The 21,027-nt window shown below is 67.5% G+C and carries 19 protein-coding genes and 2 tRNA genes; 8 read left to right on the top strand and 13 right to left on the bottom strand.

Translation table 11 applies throughout. From position 1 onward, the window contains the following. The first annotated feature begins 52 nt into the window (after nt 1–52). Complete coding sequence (locus MVF96_RS16000) at nt 53–646, top strand: DUF3515 domain-containing protein (RefSeq protein WP_068970242.1); 594 nt, start codon at nt 53–55, stop codon at nt 644–646. A gap of 14 nt (nt 647–660) precedes the next feature. On the opposite strand, the gene MVF96_RS16005 is transcribed toward MVF96_RS16000, so the two are convergent. Further along, nucleotides 661–1,668 carry an NAD(P)H-dependent glycerol-3-phosphate dehydrogenase gene (locus MVF96_RS16005; RefSeq protein ID WP_058252120.1) on the bottom strand — a complete coding sequence of 336 codons (1,008 nt, stop codon included), beginning with the start codon at nt 1,666–1,668 and terminating at the stop codon, nt 661–663. 144 nt (nt 1,669–1,812) lie between these two features. Here MVF96_RS16005 and cofC point away from each other — a divergent pair, with 144 nt between their 5' ends. The 3 genes from cofC to MVF96_RS16020 all read left to right on the top strand — a co-directional run bounded on the left by cofC (nt 1,813) and on the right by MVF96_RS16020 (nt 5,800). Continuing rightward, entirely contained in the window at nt 1,813–2,550 is a 738-nt protein-coding gene (cofC, locus tag MVF96_RS16010; RefSeq protein ID WP_065632753.1) for a 2-phospho-L-lactate guanylyltransferase, read from the top strand. 74 nt (nt 2,551–2,624) lie between these two features. Further along, a complete protein-coding gene (locus MVF96_RS16015) occupies nt 2,625–4,823 on the top strand; it encodes an RNA degradosome polyphosphate kinase (RefSeq protein WP_137808992.1) in 2,199 nt (732 codons plus the stop codon). Between the two features lie 44 nt (nt 4,824–4,867). Beyond that, nucleotides 4,868–5,800 (top strand): NUDIX hydrolase, encoded by a 933-nt coding sequence (locus MVF96_RS16020; RefSeq protein WP_165629837.1) that lies wholly within the window; start codon nt 4,868–4,870, stop codon nt 5,798–5,800. A gap of 104 nt (nt 5,801–5,904) precedes the next feature. On the opposite strand, the gene MVF96_RS16025 is transcribed toward MVF96_RS16020, so the two are convergent. The 3 genes from MVF96_RS16025 to leuC form a co-directional block, all read right to left on the bottom strand. Then, nucleotides 5,905–6,531, bottom strand: coding sequence for an HU family DNA-binding protein (locus MVF96_RS16025; RefSeq protein WP_058252122.1), 627 nt, complete (start codon nt 6,529–6,531; stop codon nt 5,905–5,907). A 173-nt stretch (nt 6,532–6,704) separates the two neighbouring features. After that, nucleotides 6,705–7,298 (bottom strand): 3-isopropylmalate dehydratase small subunit, encoded by a 594-nt coding sequence (gene leuD / locus MVF96_RS16030; RefSeq protein WP_165629836.1) that lies wholly within the window; start codon nt 7,296–7,298, stop codon nt 6,705–6,707. Nucleotides 7,299–7,350: 52 nt separating this feature from the next. Then, nucleotides 7,351–8,814, bottom strand: a complete 1,464-nt coding sequence (leuC, locus tag MVF96_RS16035; RefSeq protein WP_165629835.1) for a 3-isopropylmalate dehydratase large subunit — start codon at nt 8,812–8,814, stop codon at nt 7,351–7,353. 107 nt (nt 8,815–8,921) lie between these two features. Here leuC and MVF96_RS16040 point away from each other — a divergent pair, with 107 nt between their 5' ends. Both MVF96_RS16040 and MVF96_RS16045 read left to right on the top strand, forming a co-directional pair. Then, nucleotides 8,922–9,656, top strand: coding sequence for an IclR family transcriptional regulator (locus MVF96_RS16040; protein ID WP_058252125.1), 735 nt, complete (start codon nt 8,922–8,924; stop codon nt 9,654–9,656). Between the two features lie 60 nt (nt 9,657–9,716). Then, nucleotides 9,717–10,214 carry a PPOX class F420-dependent oxidoreductase gene (locus MVF96_RS16045; protein WP_058252126.1) on the top strand — a complete coding sequence of 166 codons (498 nt, stop codon included), beginning with the start codon at nt 9,717–9,719 and terminating at the stop codon, nt 10,212–10,214. Between the two features lie 130 nt (nt 10,215–10,344). Here the strand turns inward: MVF96_RS16045 and MVF96_RS16050 are convergent. The 5 genes from MVF96_RS16050 to MVF96_RS16070 all read right to left on the bottom strand — a co-directional run bounded on the left by MVF96_RS16050 (nt 10,345) and on the right by MVF96_RS16070 (nt 13,746). Then, nucleotides 10,345–10,417 (bottom strand) — tRNA-Glu (locus tag MVF96_RS16050). A gap of 54 nt (nt 10,418–10,471) precedes the next feature. After that, a tRNA-Gln gene (locus MVF96_RS16055) sits at nt 10,472–10,543 on the bottom strand. A gap of 86 nt (nt 10,544–10,629) precedes the next feature. Beyond that, nucleotides 10,630–12,108 carry a glutamate--tRNA ligase gene (gene gltX, locus MVF96_RS16060; protein ID WP_068970241.1) on the bottom strand — a complete coding sequence of 493 codons (1,479 nt, stop codon included), beginning with the start codon at nt 12,106–12,108 and terminating at the stop codon, nt 10,630–10,632. A gap of 46 nt (nt 12,109–12,154) precedes the next feature. Next, the gene (locus tag MVF96_RS16065; RefSeq protein ID WP_065632710.1) at nt 12,155–12,979 is read right to left on the bottom strand and encodes an alpha/beta fold hydrolase; all 825 of its coding nucleotides are present in this window, start codon (nt 12,977–12,979) and stop codon (nt 12,155–12,157) included. Continuing rightward, a complete protein-coding gene (locus MVF96_RS16070; RefSeq protein WP_065632709.1) occupies nt 12,976–13,746 on the bottom strand; it encodes a fumarylacetoacetate hydrolase family protein in 771 nt (256 codons plus the stop codon). The genes MVF96_RS16065 and MVF96_RS16070 overlap by 4 nt, the downstream gene beginning before the upstream one ends. Nucleotides 13,747–13,897: 151 nt before the next feature. On the opposite strand from MVF96_RS16070, the gene MVF96_RS16075 reads away from it, so the two are divergent. Beyond that, nucleotides 13,898–15,127: an MFS transporter gene (locus MVF96_RS16075; RefSeq protein ID WP_065632708.1), complete on the top strand. Its 1,230-nt coding sequence runs from the start codon at nt 13,898–13,900 to the stop codon at nt 15,125–15,127. A 71-nt stretch (nt 15,128–15,198) separates the two neighbouring features. Here the strand turns inward: MVF96_RS16075 and MVF96_RS16080 are convergent, their stop codons facing one another. Both MVF96_RS16080 and serA read right to left on the bottom strand, forming a co-directional pair. Next, nucleotides 15,199–16,206, bottom strand: coding sequence for a 3-isopropylmalate dehydrogenase (locus MVF96_RS16080; protein ID WP_247449675.1), 1,008 nt, complete (start codon nt 16,204–16,206; stop codon nt 15,199–15,201). Then, on the bottom strand, nt 16,203–17,798 hold the full coding sequence (serA, locus tag MVF96_RS16085) for a phosphoglycerate dehydrogenase (protein WP_058252194.1): 1,596 nt from the start codon (nt 17,796–17,798) through the stop codon (nt 16,203–16,205). Before serA ends, MVF96_RS16080 begins: the two co-directional genes overlap by 4 nt. A gap of 339 nt (nt 17,799–18,137) precedes the next feature. Between serA and MVF96_RS16090 the strand changes: the two genes are divergently transcribed. Further along, a complete protein-coding gene (locus MVF96_RS16090) occupies nt 18,138–18,803 on the top strand; it encodes a chymotrypsin family serine protease (protein WP_058252132.1) in 666 nt (221 codons plus the stop codon). Between the two features lie 136 nt (nt 18,804–18,939). Here MVF96_RS16090 and MVF96_RS16095 read toward each other — a convergent pair whose 3' ends face one another. Then, nucleotides 18,940–19,785, bottom strand: coding sequence for an alpha/beta fold hydrolase (locus MVF96_RS16095; RefSeq protein ID WP_247449677.1), 846 nt, complete (start codon nt 19,783–19,785; stop codon nt 18,940–18,942). Nucleotides 19,786–19,957: 172 nt separating this feature from the next. Next, nucleotides 19,958–20,971, bottom strand: coding sequence for a ketol-acid reductoisomerase (ilvC, locus tag MVF96_RS16100; protein WP_058252140.1), 1,014 nt, complete (start codon nt 20,969–20,971; stop codon nt 19,958–19,960). Nucleotides 20,972–21,027 lie beyond the last annotated feature (56 nt).

Below are 21,027 nucleotides of genomic sequence, written 5' to 3' on the forward strand. Positions count from 1 at the left end.
CGTGACGGGTCCCCGTGCGCGGGTTCGGCAGACCGACTCCTACTGTTGTGGGGTGACGTCAGCAGGTTCGGATGACACCCAGCAGGATCCCGTCGACGGCGAATCCGCCGAGGACTCCGCGCGGTATGGCGGCGGCGGACGTCTCAGCCCCGCACTCGTCGCGACCCTGGTAGCCATTCCGGTGATGGTGCTCGCCGGCTTCATCGTGTTCGCCGCGATGCGCCCCGATCCGGTGACCCCGATCGAGTCCTACGACTCCGTCGGCCCGGTCGCCGCGGAGTGCACCCGCTTGCTCACCGAAGCACCGGACACCTTCGAGGGTTTCGGCACCAAAGAGGTCTCCGGCGACCGCGCGACGTGGCCGTCGACCGGCCCGGGCGACGACATGACACTTCGGTGCGGGGTGACCCGACCTGCCGAGCTGTCTCCCACCAGCAATCTCCAGGAGATCCACGCCGCCGGCCAGGCCGGGGTCCAGTGGTTCATCACGGACACGGTCGACGGCTCGGGCCAGGCCTATGTGTGCGTCGACCACCGGCCCTATGTCGCGATGTGGATTCCGACGAACGCCGGCAACGGACCCATCACCGACATCTCGGGACTGATCGACCGCACCCTCGAACGGGGACCGCTCGACTTCGGCTGATCGGCGGCGGGCGCTCAGTCCCGGTAGATCTCCGGCTTGGTGCTGCGGCCCAACAGCGAATTGACCGCGTCGGCCACCGACATGCCGTCGTGACAGACCTGGTGGACCGCGTCGGTGAGCGGCATCGGCACCTGGTGTCGCTCGGCCAGCGCACGCACCGACGAGCACGACTTGACGCCCTCGGCGACCTGCCCGTTGGTGGCCTCCTGAGCCTGCGCCATGGTGGCACCCTCCCCCAGCCGCGCGCCGAACGTGCGGTTGCGCGACAACGGCGACGAACACGTCGCGACGAGATCCCCGATCCCGGCGAGACCCGCCAGCGTCTCGATCTGCGCGCCCACCGCGACGCCCAACCGGATCGTCTCGGCGAGCCCACGAGTGATGATCGTCGCCAGGGTGTTCTGACCGAACCCGATGCCGCTGGCCATCCCGCAGGCCAGCGCGATGACGTTCTTCGCAGAGCCGCCGATCTCACATCCGACGACGTCGGTGTTGGTGTACGGCCGGAAGTATCGCGTACTGAACGCGCTCTGCAGCGTCACCGCCCGCGCCTCGTCGGCACAGGCGATCACGGTCGCCGCCGGTTGACCCTCCGCGATCTCGCGTGCCAGGTTCGGCCCGGTCAGCACCGCGATCCGGTCGTCGGCGACACCGGTCACCTCGGCGATGACCTCACTCATCCGCAGCAGGGTGTTGGATTCGATGCCCTTGGCGAGCGACACCAACGACGCATCCGACCCGATGTAGGGCGTCCACTGCGTCAGGTTGGGGCGCAACGACTGCGACGGGACACCGCAGACGACGACGTCGGCGCCGAGCAGGGCATCGACCGCCGAACTCGTCGCGGTGAGCGCGGCGGGCAGCGCGATGCCGGGTAGATAGTCGGCGTTGACGTGCTCGGTGTTGATCGCCTCGGCGAGTTCGGGTCGCCGCGCCCAGATCACGGTGTCGGTACCGGCATCGACCAGCACCTTCGCCACCGAGGTTCCCCAGGAACCCGCACCCATCACCGCTGCGCGCACCGCAACCTCCCACCGGGCAAGCCCAATTCCGTATTCCCACCGCCGGCGCCGGCCGGACGGCCGACCCTGCTCACCCTAGTGCCTGCCGGGTATGGCCGACCCGGAATGTCACCGACCAGGGGTCGGTGCATCATGATGGTCGGCATGGAACACAGCACCGTCGGCGCGGGCGCCGACTCGACGGTCGTCGACGCGGGGGGCAACGAGCCCGTCGCGACGTCGGTCGCGGCCGTGCTGGCGGTCAAGAATCTGCACCGCGCGAAGTCTCGACTGGCGGCGACGCTGTCCACCGCATTCGAGGGTGACGACCCCGTCGCCCGGGGTTCCCTCGTCCTGGCGATGTTCCTCGACACCGTCGACGCCTTGCGCGGCGCCGGGATCTCTCGGCTCGTCGTCGTCAGCCCCGACGACGAGGTGCTCGCCGCGGCGCGGCGCTCGGGCATGCGCGGCCTGAGCGAGTCGCCGCACCGGGCACCCGCGGACGCCGGTCTCAACTCCGCGTTCGTCGAGGGTGCGCGCTGGGCGCGCGAGGCGTGGCCCGAGTCGACGGGCCTGATGTACGTGCAGGCCGATCTGCCGGCGGCGACGAGCACGTCCGTCGCCGCCGTGTTGCGCGCCGCCGGTGAACACCGCTCGAGCTTCGTCACCGACCGGGACGGCTCCGGGACGGTGCTGCTGCACGGCACCGGTACCGGCGTCCCCGCTCCCCGTTTCGGTCCCGGTTCGGCGGCCGCCCACCGGGCCGCCGGCGCCGTCGAACTCGACCCGGCCGGCCGGGAGTGGGCCGACCTGCGCACCGACGTCGACACCGCGGCGGACCTGGGCGTCGCCCGCGAGCTCGGCCTCGGACCGCACACCGTCGCTGCGCTGCGTCATCTCTGACCCCGACCCGCAATCGACAAGCGTCCGACCGGCGGGCGTGTACGCCGGGGACGGCGATGGGTCATCATTGGGGGGTGAGCCCCGCCGACGATGACGTATCGCAGACCGCCACGGTCACCACGACACCGATCCCGCATGCCCCGCCGGCCGCCACCCTGGTGCCCGACGAATCCGCCGACCTGCCCGAGGACCGTTACCTCAACCGGGAATTGAGCTGGCTGGACTTCAACTCCCGGGTGCTCGCACTCGCCGAGGACACCTCCCTGCCGCTCCTCGATCGTGCGAAGTTCCTCGCCATCTTCGCCTCGAACCTCGACGAGTTCTTCATGGTGCGGGTGGCCGGACTCAAGCGGCGCGACGAGACCGGCCTGTCGGTCCGGTCCGCCGACGGCCTGTCGCCGCGAGAACAACTCATGCGCATCGCCGGACGCGCGCAGACCGTCGCCGACCGGCACGCGCGCGTCTTCCTCGATTCGGTCCGACCGGCGTTGGCCGACAACGACATCTACGTGGTGTCCTGGTCGCAGCTCACCGCCGAGCAGCAGGCGCGGATGACCGATTATTTCCAGGACGAGGTATTTCCGGTCCTGACGCCCCTGGCGGTCGACCCCGCTCATCCGTTCCCGTACATCAGCGGGTTGTCGCTGAACCTCGCGGTCACGGTCCGCGACGTCAACGAGAGCGGCGAGCACTTCGCGCGGGTCAAGGTACCGGACAACGTGAACCGCTTCATCCGCGTCGACCGGCTGTCGCCCGCTCGGGCGCCCGACGACGACAAGGCCGCCAGGAGCGCGGTGTTCCTACCGTTGGAGAGTCTGATCGCGGCCAACCTCGGGACGTTGTTCCCGGGTATGGAAATCGTTGAGCACCACGTCTTCCGGATCACCCGCAACGCCGACTTCGAGGTCGAAGAGGACCGCGACGAGGACCTCCTCCAGGCGCTCGAGCGAGAACTCGCGCGCCGCCGGTTCGGCTCGCCGGTGCGGCTCGAGGTCGCCGACGACATGAGCGAGCACATGCTCGAGTTGTTGCTGCGCGAGCTCGAGGTGGACCCCGCCGACGTCATCCAGGTGCCCGGACTCCTCGATCTGTCATCACTTTTCGAGATCTACGCGCTCGACCGCCCGCATCTCAAGGACCGTCCGTTCGTCCCCGCCACCCACCCCGCGTTCGGCGAGCGAGAGACACCCAAGAGCGTGTTCTCTACTCTTCGCGACGGTGACGTACTCGTCCACCATCCGTACGACTCGTTCTCGACGAGCGTGCAGCGGTTCATCGAGCAGGCCGCGGCCGACCCGCAGGTCCTGGCCATCAAGCAGACGCTGTACCGCACCTCCGGCGACTCCCCGATCGTCAACGCGCTCATCGACGCCGCCGAGGCCGGGAAGCAGGTCGTCGCGCTGGTGGAGATCAAGGCCCGCTTCGACGAGCAGGCGAACATCAAGTGGGCCCGCAAACTGGAACAGGCCGGCGTCCACGTCGTCTACGGCCTCGTCGGTTTGAAGACCCACTGCAAGACCTGCCTGGTGGTGCGTCGCGAGGGCTCGACGATCAAGCGGTACTGCCACATCGGGACCGGCAACTACAACCCGAAGACCGCGCGGCTCTACGAGGACGTGGGCCTGCTGACCGCGGCCCCCGACATCGGCGCCGACCTGACCGACCTGTTCAACACCTTGACGGGCTACTCCCGCAAGCAGGAGTACCGCAACATCCTCGTTGCGCCGCACGGCATCCGGGCGGGCATCATCAAACGGATCCATCGCGAGATCGAGCTGTTCCGCGACGGCGACACGCGCGCGAGAATCCAGCTCAAGGCGAATGCACTGGTCGATGAGCAGGTGATCGATGCGCTGTACCGGGCCTCGCAGAGCGGGGTACCCGTCGACGTCGTCGTCCGTGGCATCAGCGCGCTGCGGCCCGGGGTCGAGGGTTACAGCGACAACATCCACGTGCGGTCGATCCTGGGGCAGTTCCTCGAGCACTCCCGAATCCTGTATTTCGGTGCGCAGAACGAGTACTGGTTCGGCAGCGCGGACATGATGCACCGCAATCTCGATCGGCGCGTGGAGGTCATGGTGAACGTCCGTGACGAGCGTCTGGCCGGTGAACTCGGTGACATCTTCGCTTCCGCCCTCGATCCGCGGACCCGCTGCTGGGTCCTGCAGTCCGACGGGAGCTGGGTGGCCTCACCCGCCGAGGGCGAAGAGGTGCGCGACCATCAGCGACAGATGATGCGGCGCAATCGTCGTCGGCCGGAAACCAGTTCGTGACCGGCACCGACGCGTAACCTTCGACCTCTACGATCACCATCGACATGGCGAAGAAGACGAATGAGGTGTGGGCCGCCGGCGGTGTGGTGTGGCGACCGGTTGTCCCCGGTCCGACCGGGAACGATGCCGCCGAGATCGACGATGTCGAGATCGCGGTCGTCCACCGCCCCAAGTACGACGACTGGACGCTGCCCAAGGGAAAGGCCGAGCCGGGCGAGACCCTCATCGACACGGCGGTGCGCGAGATCGCCGAGGAGACGGGCCAACACGTCGTTCTCGGCCGGCACCTGGACGACGTCCACTACGACCTCGGCAGTACCCGCAAGCATGTGCGCTACTGGTCGGCGCGAGCGTCCGACGGAGAGTTCGTCGCCGGGCACGAGGTCGACGAGCTGCGGTGGCTCCCCGTCGACGAGGCCCGGGAGATGTTGAGCTATCCGCTCGATCGCACGATCCTCGAGGAGTTCGTGCGGCTACCCGCGGACCTGCACACGTTCCTGTTGGTACGGCACGCCAAGGCCGGCCGGCGCTCGACCTACAAGGGCGACGACCGGTTGCGGCCCCTCGACAAACTCGGCCGGGCGCAAGCCGCCGCCCTCGCCCCATTGCTGATCGCGTTCGGGGCGAGCCGGGTGCACTCGGCCGATCGCGTCCGCTGTGAGCAGACCCTGGAACCGCTACGCGACCGGCTGGGGGTCGAGTTGCACAGCGAGCCGGATCTGTCGGAGGAGACGTATCGGACCAATCCGGCAGCGGCGCAACGCCGGATCCTCGAACTCGCCGCCGACACGACGTCGACCCTGGCGGTCTGCAGTCAGGGCAAGGTGATCCCGCCCCTCATGGACTGGTGGTCCGAGCGCGACTCGATCCCGCTTCCCAAGGCCTCCAACCGCAAGGGCAGTGTGTGGGTTCTGTCTCTGTTCGACGGCCGGCTGGTGGCGGCCGATCACATCGCCGGGCCGCTCCCGACAGCCTGAGTCCCGCGCCCCTCCGCCGGTTGACCCCGAACACGATTCAGCCCCCGGCGGGGGAAGTACGCCGGGGGCTGAATTGTGGTCGTCGACTGCGGTTGTCCCGCAGGTCAGCGACGGGTGGTCTTCTTCGCCGCGGTCTTCTTCGCGGCAGTCTTCTTGGCCGGAGCCTTCTTCGCCGCGGTGGCCTTCTTCGCCGGCGCCGCCTTCTTGGCCGGAGCCTTCTTCGCCGCGGTGGTGGTCTTCTTGGCCGCCGTGGTCTTCGCCGGAGCCTTCTTGGCCGCGGTGGTCTTCTTGGCCGCCGTGGTCTTCGCCGGAGCCTTCTTGGCCGCCGTGGTCTTCTTGGCGGCGGCGGTCGTCTTCTTGGCGGCCGTCTTCTTCGCCGGCGCAGCCTTCTTGGCTGCCGTGGTGGTGGCCCCGCTTCCGCGCTTCACAGCCGGACCGGTCGCGGACAGCTTCTGCTTGCCCGCCACAACAGCTTTGAACTGAGCGCCCGGACGGAACGCCGGCACCGAGGTCGCGCGGACCTTGACGGTCTCGCCGGTGCGCGGGTTACGGGCGACGCGCGGTGCGCGCTTCCGCTTCTCGAATACGCCGAAGCCGGTGATCGTCACGCTCTCGCCCTTGTTGACTGCGCGCACGATCGTGTCGACGACGAGCTCGACGGCTTCAGTCGCAGTCTTGCGATCCGCGTCGAGCTTCTTGGTCAGCTCATCAATGAGCTCCGCCTTGTTCATGAGTACCTCCGCAAGCTGATCTGACCGAGTTTCGGCCAGCTACCAACACACGGTAAACGTCGGATGTGAAAACGTCCATCTTCCACGCCAATTAGGACGCCGTGTTGCGAAATGGCATGGCAGCTCACGACGGTGCCGCCGCGGCGAGATGACCCCGCCGCGGCGGTGCGGAATCAGTCCGCGAGGGTGCGCGGCTTGAATGCCGGACGCGCCGACTCGTACTCGGAAATCGCCTCTACCTCGCGCAACGTGAGTCCGATGTCGTCGAGACCCTCCATCAGACGCCACCGCGTGTAGTCATCAATTGCCAACGGCACCACGAGGTCTCCGGCGGTGACCGTCTTATCGACAAGGCTCACCGTCACTTCGAGGCCAGGATTCTCCTCGAGGCGCTTCCACAGCAGTTCGACGTCGGGCTGCTCGACCTGCGCGGCCACCAGACCCGCCTTGCCCGAGTTGCCGCGGAAGATGTCGGCGAAACGCGACGAGATCACCACGCGGAAGCCGAAATCGGACAGCGCCCAGACCGCGTGTTCACGCGACGACCCGGTGCCGAAGTCGGGACCGGCGACCAGGACCGACCCGCGGCTCCAGGGCTCGTTGTTGAGGATGAAGTCGGGATCGGTCCGCCAACCGGCGAACAGACCGTCCTCAAAGCCGGTGCGCGTCACCCGCTTCAGATAGACGGCCGGGATGATCTGGTCGGTGTCGACGTTGCTGCGACGCAGCGGGACACCGATACCGGTGTGTTCGGTGAACGGTTCCATGAGAAAAGCCCCTGTTCGAATGATGTGGCTGGGATATGGGTCGGACCGTGACTCAACCGAGATCGGCGGGCGCCGGCTGTGCGTCCAGGTCGGCGGGCGCGGACAAGGTGCCGCGCAGCGCGGTGGCCGCTGCCACTCCCGGAGACACGAGGTGCGTTCGGCCACCCTTGCCCTGGCGCCCTTCGAAATTGCGGTTGGAGGTCGACGCACACCGCTCCCCCGGGGCGAGCTGGTCGGGGTTCATGCCGAGGCACATCGAGCACCCGGCTTGCCGCCATTCGGCGCCGGCCGCGAGGAAGATCTCGCCGAGACCTTCGTCCTCGGCCTGTGCACGCACCCGCATCGAACCGGGCACGATGAGCATCCGCATCCCGTCCGCGACCCTGCGCCCCTTGAGGATGCCGGCGACCTCGCGCAGGTCCTCGATCCGCCCGTTGGTGCAGGAGCCGACGAAGACCGTGTCGACCTTGATGTCGCGCAGCGGCGTTCCGGGCTCGAGGCCCATGTACTCCAGCGCCTTGGCCGCGGCACTCGCCTTGACCTCGTCGCCGTACTCCGCCGGGTCGGGTACCGCGTCGCCGAGCGGCGCACCCTGTCCCGGATTGGTCCCCCACGTGACGAACGGGGTCAGCGAGGCGGCGTCGATGTGCACCTCGGCGTCGAAGGTGGCACCGGGATCGGTGCGCAGACTGTCCCAATAGGCAACGGCAGCATCCCAATCGGCACCCGACGGGGCATGCGGGCGGCCCTTGAGGAACTCGTAGGTGACCTCATCGGGTGCGATCATCCCCGCCCGGGCGCCTGCCTCGATCGACATGTTGCACACCGTCATCCGCGCTTCCATGGAGAGCTTGCGGATCGCCTCCCCGCGGTACTCCAGCACGTAACCCTGCCCGCCGCCGGTGCCGATCTTCGCGATGATCGCGAGGATCAGGTCCTTGCTCGTCACACCGGGCGGGAGCTCGCCGTCGACATTGATCGCCATCGTCTTGAACGGGCGCAGCGAGAGGGTCTGCGTCGCCAGGACGTGCTCGACCTCACTGGTACCGATACCCATCGCGATCGCTCCGAAGGCACCGTGCGTCGAGGTGTGGCTGTCACCGCACACGACGGTCATGCCGGGTTGGGTCAGGCCCAACTGCGGCCCGACCACGTGGACGATGCCCTGCTCGGCGTCACCCATGGGATGAAGGCGGACGCCGAATTCCTCGCAGTTGCTGCGCAGCGTGTCGACCTGGGTCCGCGACACGGGATCGGCGATGGGCTTGTCGATGTCCACCGTCGGGACGTTGTGGTCCTCGGTCGCGATGGTCAGATCCGGTCGGCGGACCGGACGACCGGCGAGGCGCAGACCCTCGAAGGCCTGGGGGCTGGTGACCTCGTGGACGAGGTGGAGATCGATGTAGATCAGGTCGGGATTGGTGTTGCCGGACGCATCGACGTCACCGGGGACGACGACATGGTCGCGCCACACCTTCTCGGCGAGAGTCAGCGGCTGGGCTGGGCTGTTGCTCATGGCTTCACTCGTTATCTGCTCGGGTTCTTCGGACTCTGCACGCGGTGTTGACGTTCTGGCTGTGTTTCGAACGTGCATCTCACTATTTGGACAGCTAGTATCGTCCTATGGGAAAGGATACCGCATCCGCGGTCAGCAGCGGAATCGGAGTGCTCGACAAGTCCGTGGCGGTGCTGCACGCGATCGCCGAGGCGCCGTGCAATCTCTCCGAACTCTGCGAACGCACCGGTCTGCCCCGGGCGACGGCACATCGACTCGCCGTGGGACTCGAGACGCACCGCTTTCTGACCAGGGATGTCACCGGCCGTTGGCAGCCCGGCCCCGTCCTCGGCGAACTCGCCTCCTCGGCACACGATCCCGTCACCGAGTCGGCTCTCATGGTCCTCCCCCGGCTCCGCGACATCACCGGCGAATCGGTTCAGGTCTATCGCCGCGAAGGTGCCGAACGCGTCTGCGTCGCCGCGATGGAACCACCGACCGGCCTGCGTGACACCGTGCCGGTGGGCACCCGCTTCCCCATGAGCGCAGGGTCCGCGGCGAAAGTCCTCCTCGCCTGGGCCGACCCTGCCACCCAGCGCGCGCTCGTGCCGGACAGCGTCTTCAGCGAGCGCGCACTGCACGAGATCCGCCGGCGCGGGTGGGCCCAGAGTGCCGGCGAACGCGCCGCCGGAGTCGCGAGTGTGTCGGCTCCCGTGCGCGACGGCAACGGTGACGTGGTCGCCGCGATCTCGGTGTCCGGGCCGATCGACCGGATGGGCCGACGACCCGGTGCACGCTGGGCCGCCGATCTGCTCGCCGCCGCCGACGCCATCCACAAACGCCTCCAGGCCGCACGTCCCTGACCCAGAGCCGTTGCACCCGGAGCGGTTCCGATGAACCCGCCGGTGGGCTAGCGTCGGGGAATGGGAGTCAACCAACGCAATCAGATCGTCATGTCCGAGGCCGAGATCGCGGAGTTCGTGGCGCGCAGTCGGACCGCGACCCTCGCCACCACCGGAGCGGACGGGAGCATCCACCTCGTGGCGATGTGGTACGGGATCATCGACGGCGAGATCTGGTTCGAGACCAAATCCAAGTCGCAGAAGGCGGTCAACATCCGTCGCAACAACCGGTGCTCGGTGATGATCGAGGACGGTGACACCTACGACACACTGCGCGGCGTCACCTTCGAGGGCACTGCCGAGATCCTCGACGACCCGGACTCGTGCCTGAAGGTCGGCATCAGCGTCTGGGAACGCTACACAGCGCCCTACACCGAAGAATCGCGACCATTCGTCGAGCAGATGATGAACAAGCGCGTCGCCGTCCGGATCCGTCCGTCCCGCACCCGTTCCTGGGACCACCGCAAGCTCGGCATCCCCGAGATGCCGGCCTCGGGCACCACCGCCGAATTCCTCTGACCGCAGTCCCGGCGCGACACCTTCCGACCCTCGTCCGTGTTTCGGTGTGATCATCGCAACACGGACGAGATGGTCTGTCGCGCAATGAAAAACACCCTCCCCCTGCATCGCAGAGGAAGGGTGTTTCTCGTAGCCCCGACGGGATTCGAACCCGCGCTACCGCCTTGAGAGGGCGGCGTCCTAGGCCGCTAGACGACGGGGCCATGGGAACTTCCGGCGATCAAGACCTTAGCACGGTCTCGATCTCTTTCTGTCCGCTGGGGTACCAGGACTCGAACCTAGAATGGCGGTACCAGAAACCGCTGTGTTGCCAATTACACCATACCCCATTGGCTTGATTCTCCTTGCGGAAAACTGCCGAGAAAGAGAGTATCAAAGGGTCACCGTAAGTCCACAAACGTGCAGCTCAGCGGCACTATTTGGCTGCGATCTCCCGTGCCGAGGCCAGCCGCGCGAGCGTCTTGTCGCGACCCAGGATCTCCATCGATTCGAAGAGCGGCGGACTGACCTGGGAGCCGGTCACCGCCACGCGTACCGGACCGAACGCCTTGCGCGGTTTGAGCCCCAGATCGTCCACCAGCGCAGCATTCAGTGCGTCCTGCAGTGCGGCGGTGGTGAAGGAGTCCAGCGACTCGACCGCGGCGATGGTGGCGTCCAGGACCGGCACCGCGTCGGCGCCCAGGTTCTTGCTCGCCGCCTTCTCGTCGATCGTGAACTCGTCGTCGGAGACGTAGGCGAAGGAGATGAGGTCCCACGCGTCGCCGAGGACCTGGATACGCGTCTGCACCAATTCGGCCAGAGCCGCGAAGGTCTCGTCGTCGGCGCTCTCGGGGAGCTTGCCCTGCGCGACGAGATACGAGCGCAGCCGCGCCGTGAAGTCGGCGACCTCGAGCATCCGGATGTGCTCGGCGTTGATGGCGTCGGCCTTCTTCTGATCGAACCGTGCGGGGTTCGAGTTGACCTGTCGCACATCGAAAGCCGCGATCATCTCGGCCAGGCTGAAGACGTCGACATCGCTCTTGTAACCCCAGCCGAGCAGCGCGAGGTAGTTGAGCAGACCCTCGGGGATGAAACCGCGGTCGCGATGGTGGAAGAGGTTCGACTGGGGGTCGCGCTTGGAGAGCTTCTTGTTGCCCTCACCCATCACGAAGGGCAGGTGCCCGAAGGCCGGCACGGCGTCGGCGACGCCGATACGGATCAGCGCGTCGTACAGCGCGAGCTGCCGCGGAGTCGACGACAGGAGATCCTCGCCGCGCAGCACATGGGTGATCTTCATCATCGCGTCGTCGACCGGGTTGACCAGCGTGTAGAGCGGATCGCCGGTCGCACGGGTCAGCGCGAAGTCGGGAACGGTACCCGCCTTGATCGTCGTCGTGCCGCGCACGAGATCGTCCCAGGTGAGGTCGGTGTCCGGCATCCGCAGGCGGACAACGGGTTTACGTCCTTCGGCGAGGTAGGCCGCACGTTGCTCGGGCGTCAGGTCACGATCGAAGTTGTCGTACCCGAGCTTGGGGTCGCGTCCGGCGGCGCGGTGCCGGGCCTCCACCTCTTCCGGGGTCGAGAACGCCTCGTAGGCCTCGCCGGCCTCGAGAAGGCGGGCGACGACGTCGGCATGGAGTTCCCGCCGCTCGGACTGCCGGTAGGGACCGTAGGGTCCGCCCACCTCCGGCCCCTCGTCCCAGTCGAGACCGAGCCAGCGCAAGGCGTCGAGGATGGCCTCGTAGGATTCTTCGCTGTCTCGCGACGAGTCGGTGTCCTCGATGCGGAAGACGAAGGTGCCACCGTCGTGCCGGGCCTGCGCGAAATTGAAGAGCGCGGTCCGCACGAGTCCCACGTGGGGAGTGCCGGTCGGGGATGGACAGAATCGGACGCGAACGGCCTCACTACTGGTCATGAGGCTCAGCGTATCGAAGCCGACCGCCGCCCCCGCACGCCCGCCGTCAGGCCCGGTGGCGCTCGCAGAACTCCACCAGGACCCGGTTCACCTCGGCCGGCTGTTCGAGATAACCGAAATGACCGGCCCGCTCGATCTCGACGTACTCCGCGCCTGGAATGGCTTCGGCGACTTCGCGCGCCAGCTTCGCCGGCAGGGTCCGGTCGTCGGCGAATCCGACGACCAGCGCGGGCCGGGTGATGCCGCGGTACGCCGCGAGACGGTTGGACTCCTTGTTGTGGAGTTCGAGCTGTGCGCGGACGCCCGGGGTGATCGTCTGCGGGGAGAACCCGATGATGTCGAGCCAGTCTCGCGCGGTGCGGTCGTCGTCGAGCGTGTGCGGCGACAGGTTGAGATGCGCGGTGATGGCGGCCTCGTACTCCGGTGGCAGCTTGATCTTGTTGTCGTAGAGGGCCCGCTCACCGGCCGAGATCGCTTCCTGCAGTGGGGTGTTGCGGCCGTACGTCGCAACCATCACCGCCGCCTTGACCACGTCGGGGCGGGCCAGCGCCAGCTCCTGGGTGATCCGGGCACCCAACGAGGTGCCGATCACGATCGCCGGACCGCGGCCGAGGTGTTCGATCAGAGCCGCGGTGTCGGCGACCATGTCGTCGAGCGTGAAACCCTCGGCGCACTCCGACGACGGTGCGACACCGCGGTTGTCGAACGTCACGACGGTGAAGCCGGCTTTCACCAGCGCGGGTTCCTGATGCGCCTTCCAGACGCGGCCGGGACTTCCGGTTCCCATGACCATGACCACGAGCGGGCCCGACCCGGCGAGGCTGTAGGAGATGTCGATCCCGTTGACACGGGCCGTGCTGGGAGCTGTCACTTGTCCACCACCGGGTTGGAGAGCGTACCGATACCGTCGACGGTCACCGAGATACGTTGACCGGCGACCATGGGCCCGACCCCTTCCGGGGTGCCCGTGAGGATCACGTCGCCGGGCAGCAGGGTCATCACGCGCGAGATCCACTCGACGATCTCACCGACGTCGTGGAGCATCAGCGATGTCCGGGTCCGCTGCTTGACCTCGCCGTCGAGTTCCGTCACGAGTTCGACGTCCGACGGATCGAGCGAGGTGTCGATCCACGGGCCGAGCGGACAGAAGGTGTCGTACCCCTTGCCGCGGGTCCACTGACCGTCGGCCTGCTGGTGGTCGCGGGCGGTTACGTCGTTGGCGACCGTGTATCCGAGGATCACGCCCTTGGCCTGCGCGGCCTTCACGTCCTTGCACGGGCGTCCGATGACGGCCGCGAGCTCCCCCTCGTAATCGACCCGTTGCGACGACGGCGGACGCACGATGGGCACCTCGGGGCCGATGATCGAAGTGTTGGGCTTGAGGAAGATCACCGGGTCGGCGGGCGCCTCGCCGCCCATCTCCGCCGCGTGTGCGGCGTAGTTCTTGCCGATGCAGATCACCTTGCTGGCGAGGATCGGCGCCAACACCCGGACATCCGCCAGCTTCCACGACCGGCCGGTGAACGTCGGCGTACCGAAGGGATGTTCGGCGATCTCCTTGACGACGGCGTCGTCTCCGTCGCCCTCGACGGACACGAAGGCCACGCCGTCAGGACTCGCAATTCGACCTAAGCGCATGTCCAGACCCTATCGCACCGCCGATCCCACACGTTGGGAGACGAGTTGGCGGACGTCGGTGCCGGTTTTACAATTTGGTCACACTGTTTCATATATTGAGATATCCAACCCCGGTTCACCGGGTCCGGACAGGCAGCGAGGTGAGTAGACCATGACCGATGTCGACGACATCACCACTGCCCGAAGGTGGATCATCCTCGGGTGCTCGCTGCTCGCCGCGCTCACCACGACTTGTGTGGTCAGCGGTGTCGCCTACCTGATCCCCACGCTGCACACCGACGCCGGACTCACCCTCACCCAGGCCTCGGCGCTTGCCGCGATCCCGACGGTCGGACTGATGGCGGCGACGATCCCGTGGGGAATCCTGTTGGACCGCTACGGCGAACGACGGATCCTCCTGCTGTCGCTGTCGATCTCGCTCGCCGGCGCGACCGGGGCGACCGTCGCCGCGTCAGCCGATGCGTCCTATGCCGTCGTGGGTGCCGCGCTCTTCGTGGGCGGTCTCGGCTCGGGGGCGGCGAACGGGGCCAGCGGTCGCATCGTCGTCGGCTGGTTTCCCGCACACCAGCGTGGGACTGCGATGGGCATCCGGCAGATGGCACAACCGCTGGGGATCGGCGTCTGCGCTCTCACCATGCCGGTTGTCGCAGCGAGTTCGGGACCCGCTGCGGCACTGGCGATCCCAGCCGTGGTGACTGCTGCAGGACTCGTCGCGGTGGTCGTCGGCATCACCGATCCGCCGCGTCGGCCGGCTCCCGCGTCGACGGTCGGCAACCCTCCCCCGCGCACGAATCCCTACCGCGACAACTCTTTCCTCGCACGCATCCACATCGTCAGCATGCTGCTGGTCATCCCCCAGTCCATGCTGTGGACCTTCGTACCGACCTGGCTGATCGTCGCGCACGGGTGGTCACCGGCCGGCGCCGGAACCCTGATCACCGTGACCCAGATCATCGGTGCACTGGGCCGGATCGTCGCCGGACGGTGGTCGGACGCCTGGATGTCGCGGATGCGACCGGTCCGCGTGATCGCGGTGGCCGGTGTCGCCGCCATGTCCGCGCTCGCGATCGCCGACTGGTTCGACAGCCCACTCGCGCCCGCGCTCATGGCGGTGGCGAGTGTCATCTCGGTGGCCGACAACGGCTTGGCGTTCACCGCCATAGCCGAGTACGTCGGACCGGAATGGAGCGGACGCGGACTCGCCGTGCAGAACACCGGACAGTATCTGGTGACCGCGGCGACCACACCGCTTCTCGGAGCACTCATCGCGACCGTCGGTTTCCCGATCGCCTTTGCCGCGACCGCCCTGGCACCGCTTATCGCGACGCCCCTGGTCCCGCGCGACCGGATGCGGGCAGCCGATGAGCTGGTCGACGTGTAACCCCACCAACGGGCGAACCCGCCACCGAATCGGTGGCGGGTTCGCCCGTTGCTCTTGAATCTGCCTGCGAATCAGAGCCGTTCGCGGATACGCGCACCGATCTCGGAGGTGCTGAACGTACCGCTGCGCTCGGCGAGGTCGTCGGCGACGGCCTTCTCGATCCGGGCCGCGGCGTCGTCGTCGCCGAGATGCTGGAGCAGGAGCGCGACCGACAGGATCGCGGCCGTCGGATCGGCCTTGCCCTGCCCGGCGATGTCGGGTGCCGAGCCGTGCACCGGCTCGAACATCGAGGGGTTGGCGCCGGTGGCGTCGATGTTGCCCGACGCGGCCAACCCGATACCACCGCTCACCGCGGCGGCGATGTCGGTGATGATGTCGCCGAACAGGTTGTCGGTGACGATCACGTCGAAGCGGCCGGGGTCGGTGACCAGGTAGATGGTCGCCGCGTCCACGTGGCAGTAGTCGGTGGTGACGTCGGGGAACTCGGCACCCACCTCCTCGACCGCGCGACTCCACATCGACCCGGCGAAGGTCAACACGTTGGTCTTGTGGACCAGCGTCAGCTTCTTGCGACGCTGCTGGGCACGCTGAAATGCGTTGCGCACGACGCGTTCCACACCGAACCGGGTGTTGACGCTGACCTCGGTGGCGACCTCGTTCGGGGTTCCGACACGGATCGCGCCACCGTTGCCGGTGTAGGGCCCCTCGGTCCCCTCCCGCACGACCGCGAAGTCGATGTCGGGGTCGCCCGCGAGGGGCGAGGAGACACCGGGGAAGCGGCGCGACGGCCTCAGGTTGACGTGGTGGTCGAGTGCGAATCGCATCGTCAGGAGCAGACCGCGCTCCAGCACGCCCGACGGTACGGACGGATCGCCGATGGCGCCCAACAGGATCGCGTCGTGACGACGAAGCGACTCGAGGTCGTCCTCGGTGAGCAGCTCGCCGTTGCGGTGGTAGCGGCGCGCGCCGAGGTCGAACTCGGTGGTGCTCACCGACGGTACGACCGAGTCGAGGACGCCCAGCGCCTCGCCGATGACCTCGGGACCGATGCCGTCGCCGGCGATGACTGCGAGTTTCATGCGAGGTCGACCTGTTCGATGAGGGTTGCGCTGACCGCGTCACCGATCGCGGCGACGACCTCGTCGTCGAGGACGCTGCTCACGCGCAGCATCATGGTCGCGCCGCCGCCCTCGGCGTCCTGCGACAAACCGGCCGCCAGGATGTCGATGCCGGCGTTCCCGAGCAGCGTTCCGATCTTGCCGAGGGAACCCGGCTGGTCGGCGTAGCTGACGATGAGGTTGTGCCCTTCGGCACGCAGGTCGAAGTTGCGGCCGTTGATGTTGACGATCTTCTCCACCAGGCGCGGACCCGACAGGGTGCCCGAGACATTGTGGGTCGAGCCGTCGGCGAACACGGCCTTCACGTCGACCACGCTGCGGTGGTTGGGACTCTCCGGCGCGGTGGTGACCTCGCTGGTCACGCCGCGTCCCTCGGCGACCGCGGGGGCGTTGACGAAGGTGACCGGCTCGTCGAGCACTGCGGAGAACAGGCCGCGCAGCGCGGACAGGCCGAGCACGTCGACGTTGTTCGCGGCGAGTTCACCCCGTACGTCGACGACGATGGAGGTCGGCGGCTCCTTGCTGATGGCCCCGACGAGCACGCCCGCCTTGCGAGCGACCTCGAGCCACGGTGCGACCTCTTCGTCGACGGCGCCCCCGGTGATGTTGACGGCGTCGGGGACGAAGTGACCGGCCAGCGCCAGCCGGACGCTCTTGGCGACGTCGGTGCCCGCGCGATCCTGCGCCTCGCTGGTCGATGCGCCGAGGTGGGGCGTCACGACGACCTGCGGCAGCTCGAAGAGCGGCGAGTCGGTACAGGGCTCGGTGGCGAAGACGTCCAGGCCGGCCGCGCGGACCTGACCGGAGTTGATCGCGTCGGCCAGTGCCTGCTCGTCGATGAGGCCACCGCGGGCGGCGTTGACGATGACGACGCCCTTCTTGGTCCGGGCGAGCTGCTCGGCGCCGATGAGGCCCAGGGTCTCCGGGGTCTTCGGCAGGTGGACGGTGATGAAGTCGGCGCGTTCGAGGAGTTCGTCGAGGCTGACCAGCTCGATCCCGAGCTGGGCCGCACGAGCCGGCGACACGTAGGGGTCGTAGGCGATGATGTGGGTTTCGAAGGCTGCCAGCCGCGCGGCCACCAGCTGGCCGATGCGGCCGAGTCCGACGACACCGACGGTCTTGTCGAAGATCTCGACGCCGTTGAACGACGAACGCTTCCAGGTCTTCTCGCGCAAGGTGGCGTCCGCGGCCGGGATCTGGCGCGACGCTGCCATCAGCAGCGCGACGGCATGTTCGGCCGCGGTGTGGATGTTCGAGGTCGGGGCGTTGACGACCATGACGCCGCGCTCGGTCGCGGCAGGCACGTCGACGTTGTCCAGACCGACACCCGCCCGGGCGATGATCTTCAGCTTCTTGCCCGCGTCGAGGACCTCGGCATCCACGGTCGTCGCGGAGCGGACCAGAATGGCGTCGGCGTCGACGACCGCCTCGAGCAACTTGGGACGATCCGGGCCGTCGACCCATCGCACCTCGACACCGTCACCGAGTGCTTCCACGGTGGACGGCGCCAGCTTGTCGGCGATGAGTACAACCGGGCGGCCAGCAGAGCTCACAGTCATTTCTCCAGGTTCGGGGAGTGCGGTTTCACGAACGTCGGTTCGGAGTGTCGATGACGACTCCGTACGACAGCTTAAAGGTGTGGTAGGTGCCGTCGAGCATGCGGTCTACCCCGGAACGAGAGCCCTGTCCCCCGGCACGAGTAGAGTGTGACGCGCATTACGGCAACTCGCGCGGCGCATCACAGAAGTGTTGCAAACCGACCGCGGCTCGATCCCACGCCGCCGTGCGCGCGTGGGGCGCCCGGTACGGTGTGCTTGCCGCCCATCGCTAAGTTCCCGACGGGCGGCGATGCCCGTGATCGAGAACTGGTAGACCCGAGAAGTGGAGTGCGGATGACGAAGAAGCTGACAGTACTGTTGGCGGTTTTGGCTGCGACGGTGCTGGCCGGCTGGGGAGGGGGCGTCGCGGTCGCCGCACCGGCGAAGATCTTCATGGGAGGCGGGTCCGGAATCCTGGTGCTCAAGGGCGGCAACTCCGCCGCGGCCTGCACCCTGACCACCATCGGCCGCTCGAAGACCAACAAGCTCATCGGCGTCACCGCGGGACACTGCGGCACTCCCGGCCAGAAGGTCTACTCCGAGACGTTCCAGGACCGCGGCCAGGCAGGCACCATCACCTACACCGCGCCGGATCTCGACATGGCGATCATCGAACTCGACGCCTCGCGAGTCGTGCCGCTGCGCACGGTCCGCGGCGTGACGATCCGCTCGGTCGACCAGGCGCCGCTCGCCTTCCCGACCATCGCCTGCAAAGAAGGCCGGACCACCGGCAACACCTGCGGCATCGCCTGGTTCTCCGACGGCGACGTGCACGTCAGCCAGATGTGCGTCATCGAAGGTGACTCCGGTAGCCCCGTGGTCGTCGGCGACCGGCTGGTGGGCATGGTGAACGCCTACTACTTCCTCGGTTGCCTCGGCCCCGAGACCGGCACCAACATCCAGCCGATCCTGAAGCGGATCGCTTCGCTCGACGCTTACAAGGGGTTCCGGGTCGCCTGACGACTCTGGGTCCCACCCCCACCGACGCCCCGGATGGTTTCCTCCGGGGCGTCGTCGTGTGCGGGGTGACGTGCGCAGTGAGGCGCCGGGACGACTGCTCGGGCCGAGCACGACCCGGGTGGTCAGCCGGCTTCGGTCACCGGGTGACCCCGAGCCAGTCCTCGATCTCCCGGGTGACCGCTGCCGTCGCCTCCAGGGGTGCGAGATGTCCGACACCGTCGAGGATCACGGGGTCGCGGCGGTCGGGCAGGAGGTCTCGTAGCTGCGTGGCCTGCTCGACGGGAATCCACGGATCGTCGGCGCCCCAGCCGATCCGCGTCGGGCATCGAACCTGAGACAGGCGTTCCGCGACGGGTCTGGTATGCTCCGGCCGCAATGCCGCGATCTGACGATAGAACCCGGCCTTGCCGTCCCCGCCGAGCCACGGACGAGTCAGCTCGTCGAGGTCATTGTCCGTCAGCCGGTGCCGCGCGGCACCGGCGATGTACTCGCGCACCAACGCCGCGTGCAAGGGGTCGGGAAGTTGCTCGAAGACCTCGGTGTTGTCGGCGACCAGTCGGAAGAAGGGCGACCCCCACGGATCGAGAGTCACGATGTCCCAGAGGAACAACGACGCGTACTCGCGACCGTGGAGCAGATGCGCGCCCAGTGCCACCGCGCCCCCGATGTCGTGTGCGATCACGTGCGGCCGCGTCAGACCCCACTGAGACTGCAGCACAGCGAATCTCGACATCTGGGTCGCCAGATCCACCGGTGCGTCCGTGACCATCGACTGCCCGTATCCAGGCATGTCCCACAGGAAGACTCGGCGACCGAGGCCGATCTGTTGCGCCACGCCGGCCCACACGTACGCCGACCACGGAGTCCCGTGGCACATCACCACATCGATGTCGGTGTGCCCCGCCGGCTCGAGAACATATGTCGCAACACGCTCCACGTCGACATAGACCGGCGGTGGCAGAACGATCCCTTGGCTGTCCACGAGTCAGACATTAAACCCGTCGAGCCGAACCCACCCATTTTCGGTATTTCCTCACCCCGCGACCCCGGTGGGTTTGCCGAAAAGGGGTGGGTCTGCGGAGACGCACGCGGGCCCGCACCACATCGGTGCGGACCCGCTGTCGGCGCTACGTTCAGCGCAATACCGCTGCGACTCAGGCGGTCTCGGTGATCGGACGATCAACCCAGCTCATCAGGTCGCGCAGCTTCTTGCCGGTGACCTCGATCGGGTGCTCGGCGTTCTCCTTGCGCAGGCCCTCGAGCTCCTTGTTGCCGCCCTCGACGTTGGCGACGAGGCGCTTGACGAAGGTGCCGTCCTGGATGTCGGTGAGGATGCCGCGCATGCGCTCCTTGGTGTCGGCGTCGATGACCCGCGGGCCCGACACGTAACCGCCGAACTCGGCGGTGTCCGAGACCGAGTAGTTCATGCGCGCGATGCCGCCCTCGTACATGAGGTCGACGATCAGCTTGAGCTCGTGCAGCACCTCGAAGTAGGCCATCTCGGGGGCGTAACCCGCCTCGACCATCACCTCGAAGCCGGTCTTGACCAGTTCCTCGGTGCCGCCGCACAGCACGGCCTGCTCGCCGAAGAGGTCGGTCTCGGTCTCTTCCTTGAACGTGGTCTTGATGATTCCGGCACGACCACCGCCGATGGCGCTGGCGTAGCTCAGCGCAAGCGCCTGGCCCTCGCCCTTGGGGTCCTGGTGGACGGCGATGAGCGCGGGAACGCCCTTGCCGTCGACGAACTGGCGGCGCACGAGGTGGCCGGGGCCCTTCGGGGCGACCATCGCGACGGTCACGTTCTCCGGCGCCTTGATGAGGCCGAAGTGGATGTTGAGACCGTGGCCGAAGAACAGCGCGTTGCCGTCCTGCAGGTTCGGCTCGATGTCCTCGGTGAAGATCTTCGCCTGCGAGGTGTCGGGCGCCAGCACCATGATGACGTCGGCCCAGGCGGCGGCCTCGGATGCGGTGAGCACCTTGAGGCCCTGCTCCTCGGCCTTGGCCTTCGACTTGGAGCCCTCACGCAGACCGATCACGACGTCGACGCCGGAATCGCGCAGCGACAGCGAATGCGCATGGCCCTGGCTGCCGTAGCCGATCACCGCGACCTTGCGACCCTGGATGATCGACAGATCCGCGTCGTCGTCGTAGAACAGTTCGATGGCCACTATGTTTCCCTTCGATATGTGGTGTCCCTGGCGGATTCTGAAGAATCCGTCGGGAT

Origin of the sequence: Gordonia hongkongensis (assembly GCF_023078355.1) — a bacterium.
In the GTDB taxonomy this organism is placed as follows: Bacteria; Actinomycetota; Actinomycetes; order Mycobacteriales; family Mycobacteriaceae; genus Gordonia; species Gordonia hongkongensis.